The organism is Paenibacillus sp. LX16, assembly GCF_036252815.1.
Lineage (GTDB): Bacteria > Bacillota > Bacilli > Paenibacillales > Paenibacillaceae > Paenibacillus > Paenibacillus polymyxa_B.
Genome location: NZ_CP141152.1, coordinates 3,736,592 through 3,757,474, shown reverse-complemented (window position 1 = coordinate 3,757,474; position 20,883 = coordinate 3,736,592). Strand labels below are relative to the sequence as shown.

The window sequence follows — 20,883 nt, the reverse complement described above, 5'->3', positions numbered from 1 at the left end:
ATTTTCTTTTTAACTGCCGCAAACCAAACAAAATCGACTTAAATTGGAATGATACGGATGTAAAAAATAATGCACACGTGAAAAAAATGATTTAAACCTTGTTATGAAAGCGCTATAATTTTGTTGTGATGCAAAGAGCCAGAGGGGGAGCGCAATGAAAAAAGGAAGAATGTTCTATACTATTTTTATTACGATTCTGGTTTTGGGAGTAGGATTGGTGGCCAGTTTTGGCAGCTACATCTATTTTACAACAATTAGCTCCGTTGTGGAGAGAGTTTCCAATACCAAGCAAAGCTACATGGCACAGATCAGAAACAGCCTGGAGCAGAAAATTCAAACGATTGAATATGCTTTTAATACGTATAGCACGACCAGTTCCTTTAATGATGTTGTGAAAAATCCCATTACAGAAAAAGATTTTATAGCGTATCGGAATGTGAATACTCAGCTCAATTATATTGCTACGATGGGATTAGAAGGAACGGAATATTCACTAATCAGTCTGGATCAGAATTGGAGAATCTCCAATGGTAGCCTGTCTTATTTGACGAAAGCAGAAAGGGAGAAGCTGGTTAATACCTATATCGACCATCAGGGTCAGGGACTATTCTGGGTTAAAACGGATAAAGGACTTCGTTTTGTGAATACCTTGCCTGTATTCTCTAAGAAGAAGCAAGCCATTGCTCTGTCGGATATTTCGCTGCAAACGTTAAATCATACGATTCAAACCGAGGATCATATGGCTGTTTTTATTTTGAATAAACAAGGCGATTTAATGTATGAAACCCAGCCTGCTGAACAATTATTGTCCACCCAGCAGCTTCAGCACATTTCAGAAGCTACAGTGAAGCCGAACAACACAGGTATGTTAACTTTGGAGAAAACGGATCAGCAGCCTGCACGACAAGTTATTTATGCCAAATCTGCCTATAATAATTGGACTTACTTAACGGTATTAGATAAGAAAGAAATTGCGGATGCCTTTCAAACGACCAAATTTGGGATCATCATGATGGGACTTGTATTAACGCTTTTAATGGTGGTAGTGGCATACTTCATTGCCATTTACTTTACAAAGCCATTTCAGCAAATAAAACGCAGCTTGCCTAAAAATCCTAATTTCGCTTTCAAAAATGAACCTTCTAAAAATGAAATTGAATGGATTATTAATTCCATCGATAACATTGTAACCGAGAAGGAAAGCTTGGAAAGTCTCATTCAGTCCGAAATGCCACAGTTGGAAACCCAATTGATTCTCAATCTGTTTCGCAAACGTATTTCTGCAGAGGAATTGGCACGAAAAATGCCACGCTTGGGTTATCCGCAGATCGAGAATCAAATGTATATTACCTTGTTAGTCCAACTGGATAATCTGGGAGATCGAGATCCCTCCGATAAAGATGTTTTGCTGTTGGCTATTAACAAGATCGTAGAAGAAACGATTCCAGAGCAGCAGCGAATGCTTCCCATCATTTTGAACGATAACACTCAGGCCACCATATTAATTTTGACAGGGTTGAGCGAACAGGAAATGAGAAAGCAAGTTCTGGATGATGCGACCCTTTTGGTTCGAAACGTAAAAGAGTATTTGAATGTATCCATCAGCATCGGCATTAGTACGGCGTATGATAACTTATTAGAAAGTAAAGAAGCCTGTGAGATGAGCAAGCAAGCTTTGCATCACCGTTTAAATTTAGGCAAAGAGTCGATTATTTTTTATGAAGATATTTCCATGGTCATTTCAGGTCCGGTGCTGCTTCATTATCCTACGGAATTGGAATCGAAACTGTTTGATGCCATCCGAATAGGGGACGAAGAGCAGGTATACCATACCGTGCACTCTTTATTGGAGGAAATGATGATAAAAAATAATCATTCCATGAACTTTGAAGTGCTGTTGGTACGGTTTGTGAATAACCTCATCCAATTGGAGCAACTATTAGGGATTGAAGTGCTGCTGACGCAAGACAATCATGCCTTGTATCATCGTTTGCTGGACATCCGTAACCCGGAAGAGATAGAACGTATGCTGATAGAGCAAGTTATTTTCCCCATGGTAAAAAGCATGAAAGAGAAGACCAACCAGCAATTCCGTTGTCTCTCGGAGAAAATTGCTGCTATTATCCGTGCTGAATATGACCAGGAATTATCATTAGAACTCATTGGAGACCGACTTCATTACAATCCGAATTATTTAAGCAGTATTTTCAAAAAAGAATACGGAACGACGTTTAGTGAATATCTGATGGGCTATCGGCTGCAAATGGGCAAGAAGTGGCTCATTGAGACAGATATGACGATTAAAGAAATCGCCGAGCGACTGCAATATCATAATTCACAAAACTTTATCCGCTCTTTTCGGAAAAAGGAACAGGTTACACCGGGAGCTTACCGAAAGATGAAGCAAGCCAATTAGCCTTTAACCGCGCCTAACAAAGCTCCTTTGACAAAGTGCTTTTGCACAAATGGATATACGATTAACATCGGAACGGTCGCAATGACAATGACCGCCATCTTAATGGTCTGCGCAGGCGGGATGACATCTACAGCAGTTCCTTCTGCCTGCATACCACTGGAAACGATTACAATTTGACGTAGCAAGACTTGAATCGGCCATTTGGCAGAATCATTAATATAGAGAATGGCGTGCATATACGTATTCCAGTAGGCAACAGCGTAGAATAGAGAGATGGTTGCAATAGAAGGCAGGGCTAACGGCAACATAATTTTAAAAAAGATGCCAAAATCGTTGCACCCGTCCATCTTGGCTGATTCCTCCAGATCATCTGGCAGCGCTTGAAAAAAGTTACGCATGATAATCAGATTAAACGCATTAATGGCCACGGGAAGAATCAAGGACCAATACGAATTGATAAGCCCCATGCTTTTTACAACCAGGAATGTCGGAATCATCCCCCCACTAAACAACATAGAAAACACGACAATGAAGTTAATCGTATTGCGGCCAAGTAGATATCTTCGGGATAATCCATAAGCCATAAAAGCAGTAAATATCATACTTACAACTGTACCGACGATCGTTACTCCGACCGAAACCCCAAGGCCTCTAAAAATGGTGGGAGTCGACAGAATATAGCGGTAGGCATCTAAGGAAAAAGTAACTGGGAATAAAATGAACTTCTTGGCTATCACTTCTTCGGTTGAGGCAAAAGAGCTGGCGATGATATTCAAAAAAGGTAAGAGACAAGTGAGGGCAATGAGAATCAATAGTGTACTGTTTACAATGTTGAAAATACGACTGCCCAGCGATTCTTTTTTTCGTAATTTTTGTTTTCGTAATGGTTGTGTCAATGTAGTTGACCTCCTCGTAATCGTTTACATGTCAACCTTATCAAGAGGAAAGAATTCCGTATATAATCAAATCTTGAGGTGTTCCCTAAGCCTGGAAAAAGGCGGATGATCATTAGGTTGTGTTGTAATCATTTGCTAAGGTGAAAAGGTTGAAAAGTAGGCTGCACACCTAGTTTTGTAAACGCTATCATTTGATGATTATATGCGGAATGCCGAAAATCGCGTACTCTTGAAAACGTATACAGGAACGTTTGAAGGAGGTCGAACTAATGAAAGTTTCAAGTGTCCCCGCACCAAACATGAAAATGAAAAAGAACAAAAGAACGACGGAAAGCCTTTTACGAATGCAGAAACACAAGCTGCTCTATTTAATGGTTTTACCCGGACTGGTGTACTTCATTATTTTTAAGTATTTTCCTATGGGGGGATTGGTGATTGCATTTCAGGATTATCAAGCTTTTCAGGGAATCACGGGCAGTCCATGGGTAGGAATGAAGCATTTTATTCGTTTGTTTACCGAGCCTACGTTTTTTATGCTGCTTCGCAATACGCTGGTTTTGTTCGCATTGAACATTGTAATCTTTTTTCCATTGCCCATCATTTTGGCACTCATGCTGAACGAGGTTAGGAAGATGTTTTTTAAGAACATTATTCAAACCATCATCTACATCCCGCACTTTATGTCATGGGTTATCATTGTTTCGATTTCTTATGTATTCCTAACCGTAGACGGTGGGGTGCTGAATGAAATGATTGCCGCGCTAGGCGGTGAGAAGATCAGCTTCTTAACTTCTCCGCAATGGCTGCGAACCGTCTACATCGGGCAAGTGATTTGGAAGGAACTTGGCTGGTCTACCATCATTTATTTATCTGCGATTACAGTGGTAGATACGCAATTGTATGAGGCAGCAGAGATGGACGGAGCTGGACGCCTGAGAAAGACATGGCACGTTACCTTGCCTGCGATCCGCCCAGTCATTATTACATTGTTAATTTTGAAGATCGGTAGCACGTTGGATTTGGGCTTTGAACATATGTATCTGCTATTGAACTCATTAAACCGCGAGGTTGCCGAAATCTTTGACACCTACATTTATACTGCGGGCTTAAAGAATGGACAATTAAGTTTCAGTACGACGGTAGGACTTTTTAAAGGTGTGGTTGGTTTAATCCTGATTATGGGCTCCAATCGACTGGCCAAGAAATTTGGTGAAGACGGCGTTTACTAATGACGACGGGAAGGATGCAAAATGGTACGGTTTGTAGAAAACATGAACAAATGGTGCATGCGCCTGCTACGCTTGGTCTATCTTAACTTGCTTTGGACGGTTGCGACGATTCTGGGCTTGGGTTTTATAGGCGTTGGGCCTGCAACCGTCGCTATGCTTAGTATTTTAAGACAGTGGATTCGGGGCAATGAGGAAGTCGCCATTTTCTCGACGTTTGTACGTTACTTTAGAGAAAGCTTTAAAGAAGCAGCCATCATTGGCGGGCTTTACAGCCTTGTGGGTTACGTGCTCTACGTGGATATAGTCAACGTCTCGTCCTGGTATGTTCGTGTGGTGACGCTTATTGGAGCCTTTTTGTATCTCATCTCTTTGGCCTACATTTTCCCGCTGCTGGCTCACTATGATTGGAAAGGTATCAGACTGAAGGTCAAAATGTCGATAGTGATTGGATTTTCGTATTTACAATATACGCTTGTTCTTTTTGTAGCCATTGTCGTGCTTTTTGCATTGATTCTAGGCTTGTACCCAGGAATTCTAACTTTTGCCGGAGCAAGTATTATGGGTTATCTCGTGATGTGGATGACGCATCAGGTGTTCAGCAAAATAGAGCGAGAGGTTCTGGTGAAAGAGGAAGATATGGCATAAATATATAAACAGAAGAGGAGCAAACACAATGAAAAAGGGAATCACGACGAAAAAGGGAGTATCAGGCCTTCTTGCTGTACTAATGATCATGAGTGTTTTTTTAGCTGCTTGCGCTGACAAGGGAGCTGAGGATCAAAGCAGCCAAACCTATGATCCGAAGTCCAAACTGGAATTTACCTGGTTAAACGTATTGCATACAGCTTCTCCGCCTACAGAAACGATCAAAAGCAAAATTGAAGAATACACCAATTCTAAAATCACGTTCAATTGGGTGCCTGACGCTTCCAAAGAAGAGAGAATCACTACTGCGCTTGCATCCGGCGAATTGGCCGATATGGTGACCCTGACGATGATGACAAATTCTTCAGTACGTAGTTCATTGAAATCAGGACTATTCTGGGATGTAGGAAAGTATTTGGATGATTATGAAAATTTGAAAAAAATCCCGCCTGAAGTTCGGGAAGCCGCATCCATTGAAGGGGTACTGTATGGCGTTCCGTTCCAGAAGAATCTGGCTCGGGCGGGTCTGGTCATTCGCCAGGATTGGCTGGATCGCTTAGGACTGAAGGTGCCGACGACACTGGATGAGTTGTATGAAGTTGCGAGAGCGTTTACAGAAGATGATCCGGATGGAAATGGAAAAAATGATACGACTGGGTTTGTTGACAGATCGGATCTACGCTACAGCAGCTTCAAAACTTTAAGTTCCTACTTTGGCACACCTAATGGCTGGAAAGTAGATGAAAGCGGGAAGTTTACGCCGGAATTTGATACTCCTCAATATTTGGAGACCTTAAAGTATTCCAATAAATTATACAAAAATGGATATCTTTCTAAAGACTTTGCTGTAACCGCTAAAACGGACCAGCAGCAACAATTTGCACAAGGTAAAGCAGGTATTTATACAGGCATGATCGATATCTCTAACCTCAGAACCTTGTCCCAAGGCTTACAAAAGGGGCTGAAGCTGGTACCGGTTAACAAGATTTCGAATGGAGATGGCAAATACCACGTATGGTCTGAGGGAAGCGGGGTAGGAGGTTTGCTGGCATTTCCGAAATCCGAAGTAAAAACAGAAGCTGAGTTGAAGAGACTGCTGCAATTTGTAGATGATTTAATTGACAAAGATGTATATATGTATATGACCGGCGGTATTGAAGGCACTCATTATAAGATCGAAAAAGATGGAGCCTTCAAAATTACGAATACAGATTTGTGGCAAGCAGATGTTCAGCCGTTTTCAAGCTCCAGACCAAGTGAAGTGACCTACAACTTAAAAGATGCCAATCCAGAAAAGGAACTGGCTAATGAATTAGTCCGTGAAAATAATGAATTTGCTGTTCTGGACCCGACCGTGCCACTGGATTCAGTCACTGCTAATGAGCAAGGAACAGAGCTGGAGAAAATTATTACCGACGCCTCCTTCAAATTTATTATGGGTGAGCTTGACGAAGCCGGATTTAAAGCAGCCGTAGAAAACTGGAAAAACTCCGGTGGATCACGGATTACTGCTGAGTATGAGGAAGCGTATAAAAAAACGAAAAAATAATAGCTGAGCATGGCTGTTGCCCCCTGACTCCTTGAATGATTTCTTGGATGTTGAAATCCGGGGGGCAGCTTATGCTTTCCCAATACAAAATGGATCTAACATTCACAAAATATAAAGACAGGAGAGAACGAAATGCAATTGTATAACATTGTAGATTATGGAGCAGTTCAGGATGGCACGACGCTGGCTACGGGAGCAATTGCGGCTGCCATTGAAGCGGCCAGCAATGCTGGAGGAGGAACCGTTTTTGTTCCGTCTGGGACGTATCTGACAGGTGCTATCTTTCTGAAAAGTAACATTGAGCTGCATGTAAGCCCTGGTGCAACTCTGTCCTTCAGTACGGAACTGGCTGATTACCCTGTAGTAGAATCCAGATGGGAGGGCGTTCAGCGGGAAGTGCATGCGTCATGCATTTATGGACAGAACCTTGAGAATATTTCAGTTACAGGTAGCGGAACGTTGGACGGAAATGGTCAGCCGTGGTGGGAAAAGCACCGCAATCATCCAGAGGAGTTACAATATCCGAGACCCAAATTAATCAGCTTTGACCGTTGTCAGCGGGTTACCATTAAAGATGTTATGTTAAAAAATTCCCCCAGTTGGACGGTAAACCCCATCGCTTGCTATAACGTTACGATTGATAATTTGTCCATTCTTAACCCGGCGGACTCCCCCAATACGGACGGTATTAATCCTGAATCCTGTTCCAATGTTCGTATTAGCAACTGCAATATAGATGTGGGCGATGATTGTATTGCGATCAAAGCAGGAACCGAAGATACACAAGAGCGAATTCCATGTGAAAATATTACGATTACCAACTGTACGATGGTGCATGGACATGGCGCAGTCGTACTGGGAAGCGAAATGAGTGGTGACATTCGCAATGTTACGATCAGCAATTGCGTGTTCAAGCAAACGGATCGGGGCATACGTCTGAAATCCAGACGAGGACGTGGCGGAACCATTGAGGATATTCGAGTCAGCAACATTGTGATGGAAGATGTCATTTGTCCATTTATTCTGAACCTTTATTATTTCTGCGGACCTCGGGGCAAAGACAAATATGTGTGGGACAAAAATCCTTATCCGATTACCGATGAAACCCCGTGCTTTAGACGAATCCATTTTTCCGATATTACGGCACGACAGGTTCATGCGGCTGCTGGATTCTTATACGGACTTGCAGAGCAATATATTGCTGAAATTACATTTTCCAATATTGATATTTCTATGGCTAAAAATGCAATTCCCGGTCGTCCGGCGATGATGACAGGGATTGAAGATATGAACAACCGTGGTTTTTATCTAGGTAATGTGAAGGATATTCGTTTTCAACATGTGACGATTGAGAATCATGAAGGTCCTGCCTTTTACATTGAAAATGGAGAAGATGTTGAAATCAATCGTTGCCATTCGAAGAATACAGCTCAGCCCGAAAAGCTGATAGAACAAGTAACGATACAACCTTCTGAACGAAATATGATGAATTAGGAGGGCATGAAAGGAGGTACAACGTGGATAAGTTGCAAGCATTGTTGGGAGACCTTCCGGCAGATCGCCCTGTAACGGCAACTCTGCTGAATCAAGAAGAGCGTGAGGGATATCGACTGGAGTGTCTCCTGCTGGACTTGAACGGGATCGAGTCTGTACCCGCTTATGTAGCTACACCCTTACAAGGGAACGGTCCGTTCCCATTGGTCGTTTTTAACCATTCGCATGGAGGCAATTATACGAACGGGCGCAAGGAACTGATCCATAGCAGCTCTTACTTGCAGCAGCCCTCGTTTGCTACCACCCTGACAGATATGGGGTACTGCGTATGCTGTATTGACATGTGGGGCTTTAATGAACGTGGAGGCAAAACTGAGAGCGAGCTGGTAAAAGAAATGCTCTGGCAGGGCCAAGTGCTGTGGGGCATGATGCTGTATGATAACCGTCGTTTGGTGGATTATATGTGCCAGCGTGAAGATATTGATGCTTCCCGTATCGCAACAATCGGTATGTCGATGGGCGGACTCATGGCATGGTGGATGGCTGCGTTAGATGAACGGATACAGGTTACGGTTGATATCTGTGGACAGGTAGATGCCCATACGCTAATCGCCAAAAGGGGGTTGGATCATCATGGTTTCTATTCCTATGTCCCTGGCTTGCTGAAGCATTTTACCACCTTGGATATTCAAAAGCGGATCGTACCTCGTCCACGGATGAGTATAACAGGTCAAAATGATCGGATGTGTCCTATTGAAGGAGTCGAGCATTTGGCAAAAGGTCTGCTGGAAGCTTACCAGGAAGCAGGTCACCCTGAGCATTGGCAGCCTGTGATTGCGGGCGGTGGACATATGGAGACGTTGGAAATGCGAACGGCGTGGCAGTTATTTTTAGCTGAACACCTGTAAATCAAATGAAAGGATCGGGGTAACCATGCTAGTTGGAAAAGAATCCTTTTGTGATTTCCATACGATTCAGGAGGCGATTGCTGTATTGGAGCAGTCGGATTCCAACGAAATGGAAACGCTAACTATTTTATCAGGTACTTATGAGGAAGGGGTACGAATTTACCGTTCATATCTTCATATTATAGGCATCGGACAGGTAGAGATTCGAATGGATCGGTATGCCAAGGAGCGGGATGAAGCGGGTGAGGAAATAGGGACCTTTGCGACACCTACTTTATTTTTAGGTGGTAGCCATCTGATCTTGGAAAATCTCACGATTTCCAACACGGCAGGACAGGGAGAAGCCATTGGGCAGGCCGTTGCGGTATACGCTCATTGTGCTGAAACGGTTTTTAGAAACTGTACCTTTAAAGGGCACCAGGATACTTTATTTACAGGCCCTCTACCTCCTGCACCGAAAGAACGACTCCAGTTTGGTGGAATCCATTTGAAGGAGCATCATAGGCACTATCGGCAGCTTTATCAGCATTGTTATATAGAGGGTACGGTGGACTTTATTTTTGGTGGGGCTACCGCGTATTTTGAAGATTGCGAGATTCGCAGTTTACGCCATCATGAAAACCAAACGAGCTACGTTACAGCCGCCTCTACGCCGCAAGGACAAGCGTACGGTTATGTATTCAACCATTGCTATTTAACCGCAGAAGCTGATATTACCCCGGTTTTTTTGGGGCGTCCGTGGCGGGAGTATGCCAAGACCGTATTTGTCAATTGTAAAATGGGCGATCATATTGACCCACGTGGCTGGGACAATTGGAACAATGTTGCGAACGAGAAAACCGTCTGTTATCAGGAATATAACGGACACGATGAAGTTGCTACGTTACGTAAGCAGCGTGTTCCGTGGGCGGATTGTTTTGAAGCGGGAACAAAAGCATGGAGCAAGGAAAAGGTTTTTGATGAAGTCACATTTTGGAAGTAAGGAGAAGTGAGGTCTCATGATGATCCAAAATCCCATATTAAAAGGCTTTAATCCCGATCCGTGTATTACACGAGTCGAGGATACTTACTATATTGTGGTGTCATCGTTTGAGTGGCTGCCTGGAGTACGGGTGTACCAGTCCAAAGATTTGGCCCATTGGGAGCACTGCACAGATATTTTGACCGATCAGGTTGATTTAAGAGGAAACCCGAAAAATTGCAGCATTTGGGCACCGCAGCTTAGCTATGCAGATGACCTTTTTTATCTGCTCTATACGGATGTGAAAAGCACCAAGCGTCCGTTCAAGGACGTTCATAATTTTGTGATGACGGCGCCTACGATCCAAGGACCATGGTCGGAACCCGTCTATCTTAACAGTAGTGGATTTGATCCGTCTTTATTTCATGATGAGGACGGACGCAAATGGCTATTGAACGCATTGTGGGATTACCGCATGTTGGAAAGTAATAAATCTTCCGGCATAGTCATGCAGGAGTATGACAGCAAGCAACAACAGCTCATTGGCGAGCCTGTTAAAATCTTTGATTGTACTCCTTTGAAGAAAACAGAAGCGCCTCACATCTATAAGCAAAATGGATATTACTATCTTGTTACAGCGGAAGGCGGAACGGGTACGGGGCATGCCGTTACCGTAGCACGGTCGAAGCAGATATCCGGACCATATGAAGTAGACCCGCACAACCCCATGCTTACGTCACGTGATCGGCTGGATTTCCCGTTACAATGTGCAGGACATGGCAGTCTTGTACAGACACCGGACGGCGAATGGTACATGGCTCATTTATGCACGCGTCCAGTAGAGGGGAAATATGCCATTTTAGGACGGGAAACAGCCTTGCAGCAAGTGTACTGGAATGATGAAGGCTGGCTGCGATTAACCGCCGGGGGCCATACACCTCAATTGGAGGTACCCGCACCTCAAGGGATGTTCTCGGTTAAGCAAGAGCAGCAGAGTTATATTTTCGAGGATTTTTTCGAGGGCCCCACATTAAACAAAACGTGGAACACATTGCGTATCCTGGCAGACGATAGCTGGTGTTCATTAAGCCAGCGCCCAGGTTACCTTCGGATTCTGGCTGGAGAATCCATTCAAAGTCTGTTCCAGCATCACGTGCTTGCCATTCGGCAAACGGATCATCATTTCCGGGTAGAAACAGCATTAGAGTATCAGCCAACAAGCTATTTACAAATGGCGGGGCTACTACTGTACCTTAATGAAGAAGATTATTTGTACGCCTATGTTAGCTATGAGGAGGGACAAGGGAAGGTACTGCGCATGATGCGATGTGAAGCCAACACATTTACCTTAGTTCCCCAAGCGATTACGCTTCAGGACGATCTTCCTATACATTTAGCTGTGGAAGTCCATGCATCCCATGGGCAATTTTATTATGGAGTCGGAGATAAACCTGCTTGGAAGCGGCTTTTTGAAATGCAGGATATCAGCTTTTTATCCGGTGGTTTTACAGGGAATTTTGTAGGTATTGCTGCTCATGATATGCAACAGTTCCAAGGAAGCTACGCTGATTTTTCTCATTTCTTATATCATGGAAAGGATCATCTTTCCTCATAAAAAAACATGATAGTGATTATGTTGAAAGCACCTTGATGGGTGCTTTTTGCGTTGGTTTTGCACGTTAACTTTTCACATTATAACTTCGCAAAATCTCCAAAAAAGCGGTGCATGCTTTCGTTTCAAATGTCGAAGAAGGGGTTAGAAAGGAAAATTTCCGAATGACCGGAAGATTACGAATATCCAGTACTTTTAATGTGCCCAGAGCAAGTTCCTTCTGAATGACCCATTGGGACAGCAAAGAAATCCCCAAGCCTGCTTCTACAGACTCTTTGATGATCTGTGTACTGCCAAAATTCATCATATGAGAAGGGGAGAACTGAAGCCGTGCAAACATCTTTTCAGCCGCTTCCCGGGTTCCAGAACCTTCTTCCCGCAGAATCCAGACGTCCTCTTGCAGCTCACTTACATCCACTTGAGATTTACCAGCCAAACTGTGATTTTGCGGAACGACGATATACATTCTATCATCAGCAAATGATTCAATGTGTAAATGGTCATGCTGAAATTCTCCTTCGATAATGCCTACATCCAGTTGATTATGGATCATGAGTTTTTCAATTTCCTGGGTGTTGCCGATGGTAATCGAGGGCTGAATGAGTGGATAATGGATTCTCATTTGCGCAATCACATGCGGCAGCACATATTCGCCATATGTGTAGCTTGCGCCGATCGACAGGTTTCCTTTTGCCGTATGTATCAGCTCGTCCACCAAGTATTGCATCCGTGTATGGAGACGGATAATCTCCTGAGCATGATGATACACAATTTCACCTGCTTTGGTTAAGCGCACATATTTATTACTACGCTCCAGGAGGCGGGTCCCTACGCTACGTTCCAGCGTTTGAATATATTGACTTACCGCAGGTTGGGTCATGTGTAACACCTCGGCAGCTCGTGTGAAGTTTTGTTTCTCCGCGACCCTAACAAATACGATTAAAGATTGGTCCAAAGCCCATTCCTCCAAATCCATCATATCTATTTACTTATTATCATTATTATAATGATTTATTTTTCTTATGACAAAAAACATATTAAGCTTGATGCATGTAGAATTGGAGGGGTTCACCATGAACAGTCATACACAACACACCAAATTATTTTCGAACAGAGGACGATTATTCCAGCGTATACTTGGTATTATCCTCACGATGTTATTTGCTTTGGCAGGCTACAGCCTGAACGAATTGCCAGGTTTTCATTATGTAGGTCCATTGGCTTGTGCCATGTTTCTCGCTATTCTGTACCGACAGTTGTGGGGATACCCTGAAGCTGTGCGCTCGGGGGTTGAGTTTTCAGCAAAGAAAATACTACGTGGAGCGATTGTGTTATTTGGGCTGAAGCTGAACATGGATGTTGTCATTCATCATGGGTTGGGTTTACTTTTGCGTGATGTGGGCACCGTTGTATTTTCCATCTTTTTTACGGTTTGGCTGGCAAAACGTTTCAAGGCAGATGCTTCGCTTTCGCTTCTTCTCGGTATTGGAACAGGAGTTTGCGGTGCAGCAGCGATCGCAGCTGTTTCTCCTTTGTTAAAATCCAAAGATGAGGATACAGCCATAGGAGTAGGACTCATTGCCTTGGTTGGAACGGTATTTGCCATTTTGTTTACTGTGCTTCGGCCCTGGCTTCCTTTGACGGATATGCAATATGGAATCTGGTCGGGAATCAGTTTACATGAAATTGCACATGTGGCCTTAGCTGCAGCGCCTGCCGGACAGGATGCTCTTGCAATGGGCTTATTAGCCAAACTGGGGCGTGTTTTCTTACTCATACCGCTCAGCTTTGTTTTAATGGCTTGGATGAAACGAACTGGAAAAATTCGTACAGACGCTAAAGTGGAGTTCCCCTGGTTCCTCATCGGCTTTATGGCTACAAGTATTGTGGGCAGCTATGTTTTTGGAAAATATATTGTAGTTCCATCTAGTCTGACGAACGGAATTTCTCAAGTCACCACCTTTATGTTAACGATGGCTATGGTAGGCATGGGGCTGAATGTGAGCTTTAAGGCTTTGCGGGAGAAAGCAATGCTTCCCTTACTGGTACTATCTATTACCTCGATCATTCTTATAGGGTTAACATTTTTAACAGTGTGAACATGAAGTATTCGTTTGGTGATAAGATTGCTAGTAAACTAGATTAATAAAACTGGAAAAAGCTCTGCTTGCTGTATAGCTGGCAGAGTTTTTTAGTACTTTTGTATGATAAGACTGAAATATGTACTGAATCAATCGTAACTTTTACCATATGATTCGCGTCTATCAAAATGGAGGTCCTGAGAATCATAGAGTGCAAGAATTTCATAAGCGAAAATATAGAGATTGGTAGGGTACATAATGAAAAAAATTTGTTTGTTTGCTTTTTTGTTTCTGTTTCTACTAGCATTTCCAAGAGAAAGTCATGCTGCATCTTCGAGTTCACATCTTCAGTTGGATGGTAAAGAAATAAGTGTTGGCAAAGGTGTTCAGATACAAGAAGTAAAGGGGAATGTACTGGTTCCACTCCGTCTCATTGTAGAGGAATTGGGTTATAGCGTAAATTGGGAGTCTAAGACAGGGACCATAACTATACATAAGCAAAATCTTAACCTCAGTCTTCAGGTCAACAATCCCATAGCCTCTGTCAATGATCATCAAATGGGATTGGCTGTATCTCCTTTGCTTAAAGAGGGGACGACTTATGTTCCGCTTCGCTTTGTATCCGAACAGACAGGAATGAATGTGACCTGGAATAACGAGCTTAAAACCGTGTTCCTGACGACTCCACCTACTTCAAGCGGGAATGGCGAAACCACCCATAATCATTCTGCTACTCCAGCTGCAAGTGATGCTATAGAGAGTGCGCGTACGGCTATAAACCAAATTAGCTTCACTAATCACCAATTGACGATAACGGTGAATGGAAAAGTAAGCCCCAAAGTAACCACGCTGACTCATCCAGACCGTATTGTTGTAGATATACCTGATTCGAAGTTTGCTGAGGATTTCTTAGCATCGCAATCATTTAACAATGGTGGACAAGGAACTTTGCCAATCACAGATGATCCAGATGTTTCCCAAGTAAGATACTCTATGTTTAGTGCAACCCCCGCCTCGGTACGTATTGTGGTTGATCTTAATAACAGCATATCCTTTCATGTACTCAATGCAGGTGATGATAAGGTTGTTATAGCGTTGGATCAGGAAACGGGGGAGCCATCAACTACCGAGAACGTTACACCTACCATACCTGTTGTTCCTGTGATTTCTTCCGACGGACACGCGCAAGGGATTGACGTCTCACACTATAATGGCAATATTGATTGGCAGCAAGTGGCGGCGGCAGGCAAGACATTTGCTTTTATTAAAGCTACAGAGGGCACAAAATATCAAGATAATCAATTTTTAGTAAATGTGCAGGGTGCCAGAGATGCTAACATCCTGGTTGGCGCTTACCACTTTCTGAATGCTACTACTGCGGATGGAGCTCGTCAGGAAGCAGCTAATTTTGTCAGGGCTATAGATTCAGCAGGAGGCAGGCTGGATCTACCCCCTGTGATGGACTATGAAAATAACCCCAAAGGTCTTACTCCTGTACAGATTAGTGAAGTGGCGCATGCTTTTTTGGATGAAATGGAGAGGCTTACCGGGCGTCAGCCGATCGTATACACGGGCAATGTCTTTGCTTCCAAGTTTGATCCTACATTTTCTATGTATAAGCTGTGGGTAGCCCGATACAGCACTACGCAAAAGCCGACCGCAGTCCCAGCTTGGAATAGCTGGTGGGCTTGGCAGTACAGTAGCACAGGCAATGTTCCGGGTATTCAAGGCCAAGTCGATTTGGATGAATACAACGGAACGATAGATGAACTCCGGGCTTCACTGGCAGGAGAGCTTGATTAGCATAATCAACGTTATAATCAATCCTCGCGAATCCGGAACAGGATCTGCGAGGATTTTTAATATCTAATTTGTTTAGTTGGGCATGATCCATACGATCTCGTTGATTCGAACAAAGAATTTTTTTCCGTATACATCTAAAATGACATGATCAGGCTTACAGTCCACTACACATCCATCAATTCTGCCACGTGTGGTCTCAAGTACAACGTACTTGCCGATCACCGATTTTAATGTTTCTACGACGTACGGATCTACAGGGTGCACCACGACGTGGTGAGAGGTAGGATGGTGGGGGAAAGGTTGATTAACGTTGTAATTGAGCATTTGATTTGAATTCAATTGCTTCACTCCTTCAAGATTAGTTGTGTTATCCTATGCTCCTGCCTAGGAAAGGTGTAGGCTAATGCCCATCAGCGAAAACATTCATAACATTGCCGAAAAGCCCGGTCCGTAAGAAAGCTCAATACATAAGCTATGTTGTACCTTGAATTGAAGGAGGCAATGACCATGAGTGAATGTGAAAGAGGTTGTGGTGGCGGTTCAGTAGGGGGCTACCCAGGAGTATGGACATCGACAGGAGCTATTCTGGTACTGTTCATTCTGCTCGTTATCATTACGAAGTCTTTATGGGTTTAAATTGAACTGAGTAGCTTAACCCCCCATCGGTATATAACCGATGGGGGGTTAAGTGTTTTAGAGGATGGAATGTATGATAAAACACCTCAAATAACAGCGTACAAGCCCTACACAAACGGTGCCGGGCTGGGCAGCTGTCATTTGAGGTACGTTGGCATCTATAGACAGGAACGGACAATGGATCAGGGATTAAATTAACGCAATCGCCAGCAGGGTGAACAGGCTCAAAGTTAAGATTTGATTCCCATACCCGTAGCCAGGATAAAAGGCAGACGTTTGTACACGTCCGTTCCGTTCTGTTTTTAAGTACACATTATTACGATCCACATCCATAATGGTTCCTTCGTACTGTTTTCCGTCAATGGTGAGAATACGCACCTTTTTATTCATGCAGTTCAAACAGTTGTAGTAAGCGTCCATTCCATCACCCCCTCTTATACATTGGCATTTTATGAGAGGGACGGTCTTATGGTAACGGCGAACATACAGGGAAAAGGTATTCCCTCCAACTTAAGACCTGACTAGAGTTAGCCTATTCTTGATAGGGATTAAAAGAGAAGCCAGGATATCCGTTAGTATAGGCGTAATCTCTTTGGGGGACGACCTGATGGTGTGATGAAGCATCAGCAAGCCTTACATGTATCCCTGGTTTTCGGGGGGGCTGCTGTTTGCAGTCATTGGGAGGACCGATGATGACAGGTTTTTTAATAGGGGCGAGCGCTTCCTGAACCTTATTCTCATCCAGGCAGTAAGTATGAGCCAGAATGTTATTTGGCGTTAGGCGCAAAATGTCAGATCCCAGTATGAATTCAGGGGTCGGGGCATCAAAAATCGTCAACAAATGAGTGTTATCCATCGTGGCGACCAGATAATGCCACCATCCTTGAGGGACGTTAGCCACTTGGCCAGGTGTGATCGGAAAATGTCGTAACTCGCGGGTAAAGGGGTTAATCAGTGACACGGTTACGGCCCCAGAGATGCAGTAGACCAGTTCTGTGGCATTTTGGTGATAGTGAGGCTCCACAACATTAGCAGTGCTGAGGCGAATATCCAGCAGCGATACATTTGCCAATGTATTCAGCTGCTGGATCGACAGCTCGTTGATCGAATTTTGAGCATCCTTCTGGAACAAAACATTGTCGCTTAAATCATAGGTGAATTGTACAGTAGGAGAGGTGTAATCCATAAATGAATTCACGCGTCGTTTCCAGCCTTTCTGTTAATCAAGATTTGATGATCGTACGCTACCCTATGCATACGCCCATGTATGTGTGCGTGGATATGTGATTTGAATTAGTAGAAATCAGGCTCCGATCCCGGGCAAGTTGAAGCGAAAAATAGCGAAAAAAGTCACGTATTCAAGTGTGGTCAGAGCATGATCCATTGCTTTTAATACACGTCATTCCTTTAGGGATGGCGTTTTATTTGCTTGGGTAGTCTTAGGACCAGAGCCGGATGATACGTAAATGCGGCTTGTGGTATACTGCAACGGACGTGTGAAAGTATGATTGTCCCATTCCGTATGTAGCCACGCGTCATTTCTGCAGCTAGGCATAAGTTATGTCATAAGAAACATCATCGGATAAACGTCCCTGAGTTGTACAGGCCGGAATGGTTGCACCGGACAGAACATGAAAGAGGAGGTTGTCTGGAATATGAAAAAATTATCTATTTTAATCCTGTCCTGCGCATGTATGTTAGGTACTGTATTGTCAGTTGCAGTTGCACCAGGACAAGCACAAGCACAAACGTCAGCTTTGAAGAAAGGGATTCAAAGCGAACGGGTACTGGAGCTTCAACAGCAGCTTCATTCGCTCGGTTATTTCAAGGCTGGGTTTACTGGGTACTATGGTTCTCTGACCAGTAAAGCGGTGGCTCGTTTTCAACGAGATAACGGTCTGACACCTGATGGAGTAGCCGGAGCGGCCACACAAGCCAAGCTGGAATCCTTCGGAAAGGTGCGCGTAACCGCGCTGGATCAACTGGCTCGTATCATTTATTCTGAGGCGCGTGGAGAATCGTTTGAAGGTCAAGTGGCTGTTGGCGCTGTCGTATTAAACCGTGTGCAGTCCGGCGAGTTTCCAAGCTCGATCCCGGACGTTATTTTGCAGCCAGGCCAATTCACCGCTGTACAGGATGGTCAATACCGCCTGAAACCAAACAAGACTGCGTACCGTGCAGCCAGACAGGCACTTAATGGTGCTGATCCGACCAATGGGTCCTTGTTTTATTACAACCCAGCCATTGCCACAGCCAAATGGAGTAAAAGCCGCCCGGCTGTCATCTCACTCGGTCGCCATACGTTTACGAATTAATTGCACATGAGAATACGCAAATTTCCAGCCGTCAGTTGCTTCTTCTAGGAGCAGTGACGGTTTTTTATATTCACAAATTTGTAATATTTTAGTGGTGATTTATCTGATTTAATATTAAAAATTCTACCTATTATTCCGATACTCTTAATAGACAAAAAAATGAAATCAAAGGAGTCTTTCTAAATGAGTCAACATCCTTACACTATCGAAGTAGATCAAGCCATGAAAACGGTGCATATGGCGGTGAATGGAGTTTTTAGCCAGGAGGAGTATGATAGCTTTGTAAAAGATTATGTAGCCAAAACCTCATCCATTCAGGCGTCCAGCTTTACACTTAAGATAGATTGTACCCAGATGGCACTTTTGGGTCCGGGAGAAGTGGAAAAATTGAAGGGCTCATTTGTACGTTATAAAGAAACTGGATTTACCAAAGTAATCTTTGGCATCAGTCTTCAACAAACCATTATTAAAATGCAGCTTGGTCGAGTAGCACGTGAAGCAGGATTAAACAACGTAGATATTGTCGTACAATAATGCGCTGACGTATGTGTAAGGGGGAAACCTGATGAGCCATATCAAAATAAAAGCACTGGGTGTGTACCATCCATCCCATTCGTTGGATAATGAATACTATGTTCGCCATTTTGACGAGCGGGGCAAAGATATTCGACGCTTCATGGAGCATATGGGTAGAAAACAGCGTTATATCATTGATGATCCGAACGAAAACGGTCTAACCATGGGAATTGCAGCTGCGCAAAGGGCTCTGGAACAGGCCGGTATGACAGGCCGTGATGTGGATATGATCGTGTTCTCCACTCAAGTTCCTGAGTCACTGTTTCCGATGAATGCCTTGTTTGTTCACCAGGCGATTGGGGCCAGACATGATGTGGCCGTGATGGATTCCAACGCGAATTGTGCAGGGATGACAGTCGCTGTCGATCAAGCCAGTCGGTCGATGCTATCTAATCCTGACGTGCGGACAGCGCTTATTATCGGTTCAGATTATAATTCACTCATTTCCGGTCCGGAGGATGAGATTACTTATGCGAACTATGGAGATGCTGCATGTGCGGCTATTTTGGAGCGTACAGAAGAAGACACCGGTTTTATAGATTCGATGTATTTTACGGACCCAGTCAATATAGATAAAATTTTGTACCCGGCTCAGGGGTTAGCGGCAACACTCCAAAGGAATGCCCCCGGAAAATATATTCAGTGGCTTCCGTTCGATGCCAATATGGCCTTGCCTCCAACATTTGATCTGCTTGAACGCATTTTAAAAAAGAATGGGCTGACGCCTCAGGATGTACGGGCTTATTGTCTGTCTCAGTTCTCGTTAGCAAATGTATTGAAGATTCAGGATCACTTGGAGCTAGAGGATGCCCAAATGATTTATGTGGGTGATCGATATGGTTACACAGGTACCAGTAGCCCGTTCATTGCGCTATATGAAGGTATTGAATCGGGTCGTATCCGGCGCGGTGATTATGTGCTGTTCTGGACGATTGGAGCTGGATATCAGCTGGTTGCTATGTTGTTTAAATATTAGTTATACGAAGACCTTGCAGCTGCAAGGTCTTTTTTGTGTGTCACACAATGACAATTGTAATGATTTAGTTGTGCTATGTTTGATTATTTTGTAAAATTTAAACATTGAATTAAAAGGGAGAGCTTATATTGCGGACATCGGATAGCATGACAATTATGACGGAAAACATGGCACACAATTCATAATAGGAGCTGAAGAGTCATTAAGATCGAAAATTTATTTTATGGGGAACGAATAAAACTGGCCGCAGTCAGGGAAGAAGATGCCGAAGTGATGTTCAAATGGGGTGAGGATGCGAAGTATCTGCGAAATGTAGATACGGATTTGGCGCTCCCTTACACGTTGAAACAGATGGAGTCAGAAGGATCTCCCCGCTCAAACGAGGTCTATTTTCGATTAAGAACATTGGCAGATGATGTCTTGATCGGATTTGTTGCTATCCACGGGATTGAGTGGAATAATCGCAGCGGACAGCTGGCAATAGGTATAGGTAATGCGGACTACCGCGGCAAGGGCTTTGGGGCAGAAGCGGTACGGCTCATTCTTCGTTATGCGTTTTATGAGCTCAATTTGAATCGGGTCGGCTTGGATGTGATTGAGTACAATACACAAGCGATCCGAACTTATGAGAAGGCAGGGTTCAAGCTTGAGGGTAGAGTTCGTTCCGCTGTTCTTCGTGATGGTAACAGTTATGATCGCATCATGATGGGTATCCTGTATTCTGAATGGAGTTCGACTGTTCAAATATAATAGATACACAATTTGTTCATAAAATATTCCATAATA

Annotated in this window: 20 protein-coding genes; 15 read left to right on the top strand and 5 right to left on the bottom strand. The window is 43.7% G+C overall.

The annotated features are described in order from the left end of the window. Positions 1 to 154 precede the first annotated feature (154 nt). Positions 155 to 2,416 carry a helix-turn-helix domain-containing protein gene (locus T3H97_RS16720; protein ID WP_328800324.1) on the top strand — a complete coding sequence of 754 codons (2,262 nt, stop codon included), beginning with the start codon at positions 155 to 157 and terminating at the stop codon, positions 2,414 to 2,416. On the opposite strand, the gene T3H97_RS16715 is transcribed toward T3H97_RS16720, so the two are convergent. After that, a complete protein-coding gene (locus tag T3H97_RS16715; RefSeq protein ID WP_013311057.1) occupies positions 2,413 to 3,312 on the bottom strand; it encodes a carbohydrate ABC transporter permease in 900 nt (299 codons plus the stop codon). The two genes, T3H97_RS16720 and T3H97_RS16715, sit on opposite strands and share 4 nt — an antisense overlap. A gap of 269 nt (positions 3,313 to 3,581) precedes the next feature. Between T3H97_RS16715 and T3H97_RS16710 the strand changes: the two genes are divergently transcribed. The 7 genes from T3H97_RS16710 to T3H97_RS16680 all read left to right on the top strand — a co-directional run bounded on the left by T3H97_RS16710 (position 3,582) and on the right by T3H97_RS16680 (position 11,713). Next, positions 3,582 to 4,541, top strand: coding sequence for an ABC transporter permease (locus tag T3H97_RS16710; protein WP_023989418.1), 960 nt, complete (start codon positions 3,582 to 3,584; stop codon positions 4,539 to 4,541). A gap of 21 nt (positions 4,542 to 4,562) precedes the next feature. After that, positions 4,563 to 5,186 carry a YesL family protein gene (locus tag T3H97_RS16705; RefSeq protein ID WP_013311055.1) on the top strand — a complete coding sequence of 208 codons (624 nt, stop codon included), beginning with the start codon at positions 4,563 to 4,565 and terminating at the stop codon, positions 5,184 to 5,186. A 28-nt stretch (positions 5,187 to 5,214) separates the two neighbouring features. Next, entirely contained in the window at positions 5,215 to 6,735 is a 1,521-nt protein-coding gene (locus T3H97_RS16700) for an extracellular solute-binding protein (RefSeq protein WP_328800323.1), read from the top strand. A 132-nt stretch (positions 6,736 to 6,867) separates the two neighbouring features. Continuing rightward, positions 6,868 to 8,229: a glycoside hydrolase family 28 protein gene (locus T3H97_RS16695; RefSeq protein WP_328800322.1), complete on the top strand. Its 1,362-nt coding sequence runs from the start codon at positions 6,868 to 6,870 to the stop codon at positions 8,227 to 8,229. 23 nt (positions 8,230 to 8,252) lie between these two features. Beyond that, entirely contained in the window at positions 8,253 to 9,137 is an 885-nt protein-coding gene (locus T3H97_RS16690) for a dienelactone hydrolase family protein (protein ID WP_190297583.1), read from the top strand. Between the two features lie 25 nt (positions 9,138 to 9,162). Continuing rightward, on the top strand, positions 9,163 to 10,119 hold the full coding sequence (locus T3H97_RS16685; RefSeq protein ID WP_328800321.1) for a pectinesterase family protein: 957 nt from the start codon (positions 9,163 to 9,165) through the stop codon (positions 10,117 to 10,119). A gap of 16 nt (positions 10,120 to 10,135) precedes the next feature. Beyond that, on the top strand, positions 10,136 to 11,713 hold the full coding sequence (locus T3H97_RS16680) for a glycoside hydrolase family 43 protein (RefSeq protein ID WP_328800320.1): 1,578 nt from the start codon (positions 10,136 to 10,138) through the stop codon (positions 11,711 to 11,713). Positions 11,714 to 11,777: 64 nt separating this feature from the next. Here T3H97_RS16680 and T3H97_RS16675 read toward each other — a convergent pair whose 3' ends face one another. Then, positions 11,778 to 12,665: a LysR family transcriptional regulator gene (locus tag T3H97_RS16675; protein ID WP_103049668.1), complete on the bottom strand. Its 888-nt coding sequence runs from the start codon at positions 12,663 to 12,665 to the stop codon at positions 11,778 to 11,780. A gap of 118 nt (positions 12,666 to 12,783) precedes the next feature. Between T3H97_RS16675 and T3H97_RS16670 the strand changes: the two genes are divergently transcribed. Both T3H97_RS16670 and T3H97_RS16665 read left to right on the top strand, forming a co-directional pair. Then, positions 12,784 to 13,809, top strand: coding sequence for a YeiH family protein (locus T3H97_RS16670; protein WP_328800319.1), 1,026 nt, complete (start codon positions 12,784 to 12,786; stop codon positions 13,807 to 13,809). A gap of 240 nt (positions 13,810 to 14,049) precedes the next feature. Then, entirely contained in the window at positions 14,050 to 15,594 is a 1,545-nt protein-coding gene (locus tag T3H97_RS16665; RefSeq protein ID WP_328800318.1) for a GH25 family lysozyme, read from the top strand. A gap of 72 nt (positions 15,595 to 15,666) precedes the next feature. Here T3H97_RS16665 and T3H97_RS16660 read toward each other — a convergent pair whose 3' ends face one another. Further along, the gene (locus tag T3H97_RS16660) at positions 15,667 to 15,933 is read right to left on the bottom strand and encodes a DUF2642 domain-containing protein (RefSeq protein WP_250239491.1); all 267 of its coding nucleotides are present in this window, start codon (positions 15,931 to 15,933) and stop codon (positions 15,667 to 15,669) included. A 168-nt stretch (positions 15,934 to 16,101) separates the two neighbouring features. Here T3H97_RS16660 and T3H97_RS16655 point away from each other — a divergent pair, with 168 nt between their 5' ends. After that, positions 16,102 to 16,230: a hypothetical protein gene (locus tag T3H97_RS16655; RefSeq protein ID WP_013371969.1), complete on the top strand. Its 129-nt coding sequence runs from the start codon at positions 16,102 to 16,104 to the stop codon at positions 16,228 to 16,230. 189 nt (positions 16,231 to 16,419) lie between these two features. On the opposite strand, the gene T3H97_RS16650 is transcribed toward T3H97_RS16655, so the two are convergent. Beyond that, on the bottom strand, positions 16,420 to 16,650 hold the full coding sequence (locus T3H97_RS16650) for an LSm family protein (RefSeq protein WP_025719727.1): 231 nt from the start codon (positions 16,648 to 16,650) through the stop codon (positions 16,420 to 16,422). A gap of 112 nt (positions 16,651 to 16,762) precedes the next feature. After that, complete coding sequence (locus T3H97_RS16645) at positions 16,763 to 17,428, bottom strand: cupin domain-containing protein (RefSeq protein ID WP_328800317.1); 666 nt, start codon at positions 17,426 to 17,428, stop codon at positions 16,763 to 16,765. A 457-nt stretch (positions 17,429 to 17,885) separates the two neighbouring features. Here T3H97_RS16645 and T3H97_RS16640 point away from each other — a divergent pair, with 457 nt between their 5' ends. The 4 genes from T3H97_RS16640 (at position 17,886) to T3H97_RS16625 (ending at position 20,847) form a co-directional block, all read left to right on the top strand. Beyond that, on the top strand, positions 17,886 to 18,545 hold the full coding sequence (locus tag T3H97_RS16640; RefSeq protein WP_328800316.1) for a cell wall hydrolase: 660 nt from the start codon (positions 17,886 to 17,888) through the stop codon (positions 18,543 to 18,545). 183 nt (positions 18,546 to 18,728) lie between these two features. Further along, positions 18,729 to 19,079, top strand: a complete 351-nt coding sequence (locus T3H97_RS16635) for a hypothetical protein (protein ID WP_190297578.1) — start codon at positions 18,729 to 18,731, stop codon at positions 19,077 to 19,079. A gap of 31 nt (positions 19,080 to 19,110) precedes the next feature. Then, complete coding sequence (locus T3H97_RS16630; RefSeq protein WP_328800315.1) at positions 19,111 to 20,097, top strand: ketoacyl-ACP synthase III; 987 nt, start codon at positions 19,111 to 19,113, stop codon at positions 20,095 to 20,097. Between the two features lie 201 nt (positions 20,098 to 20,298). Beyond that, complete coding sequence (locus tag T3H97_RS16625; RefSeq protein WP_328802841.1) at positions 20,299 to 20,847, top strand: GNAT family N-acetyltransferase; 549 nt, start codon at positions 20,299 to 20,301, stop codon at positions 20,845 to 20,847. The last annotated feature ends 36 nt before the right edge of the window (positions 20,848 to 20,883 follow it).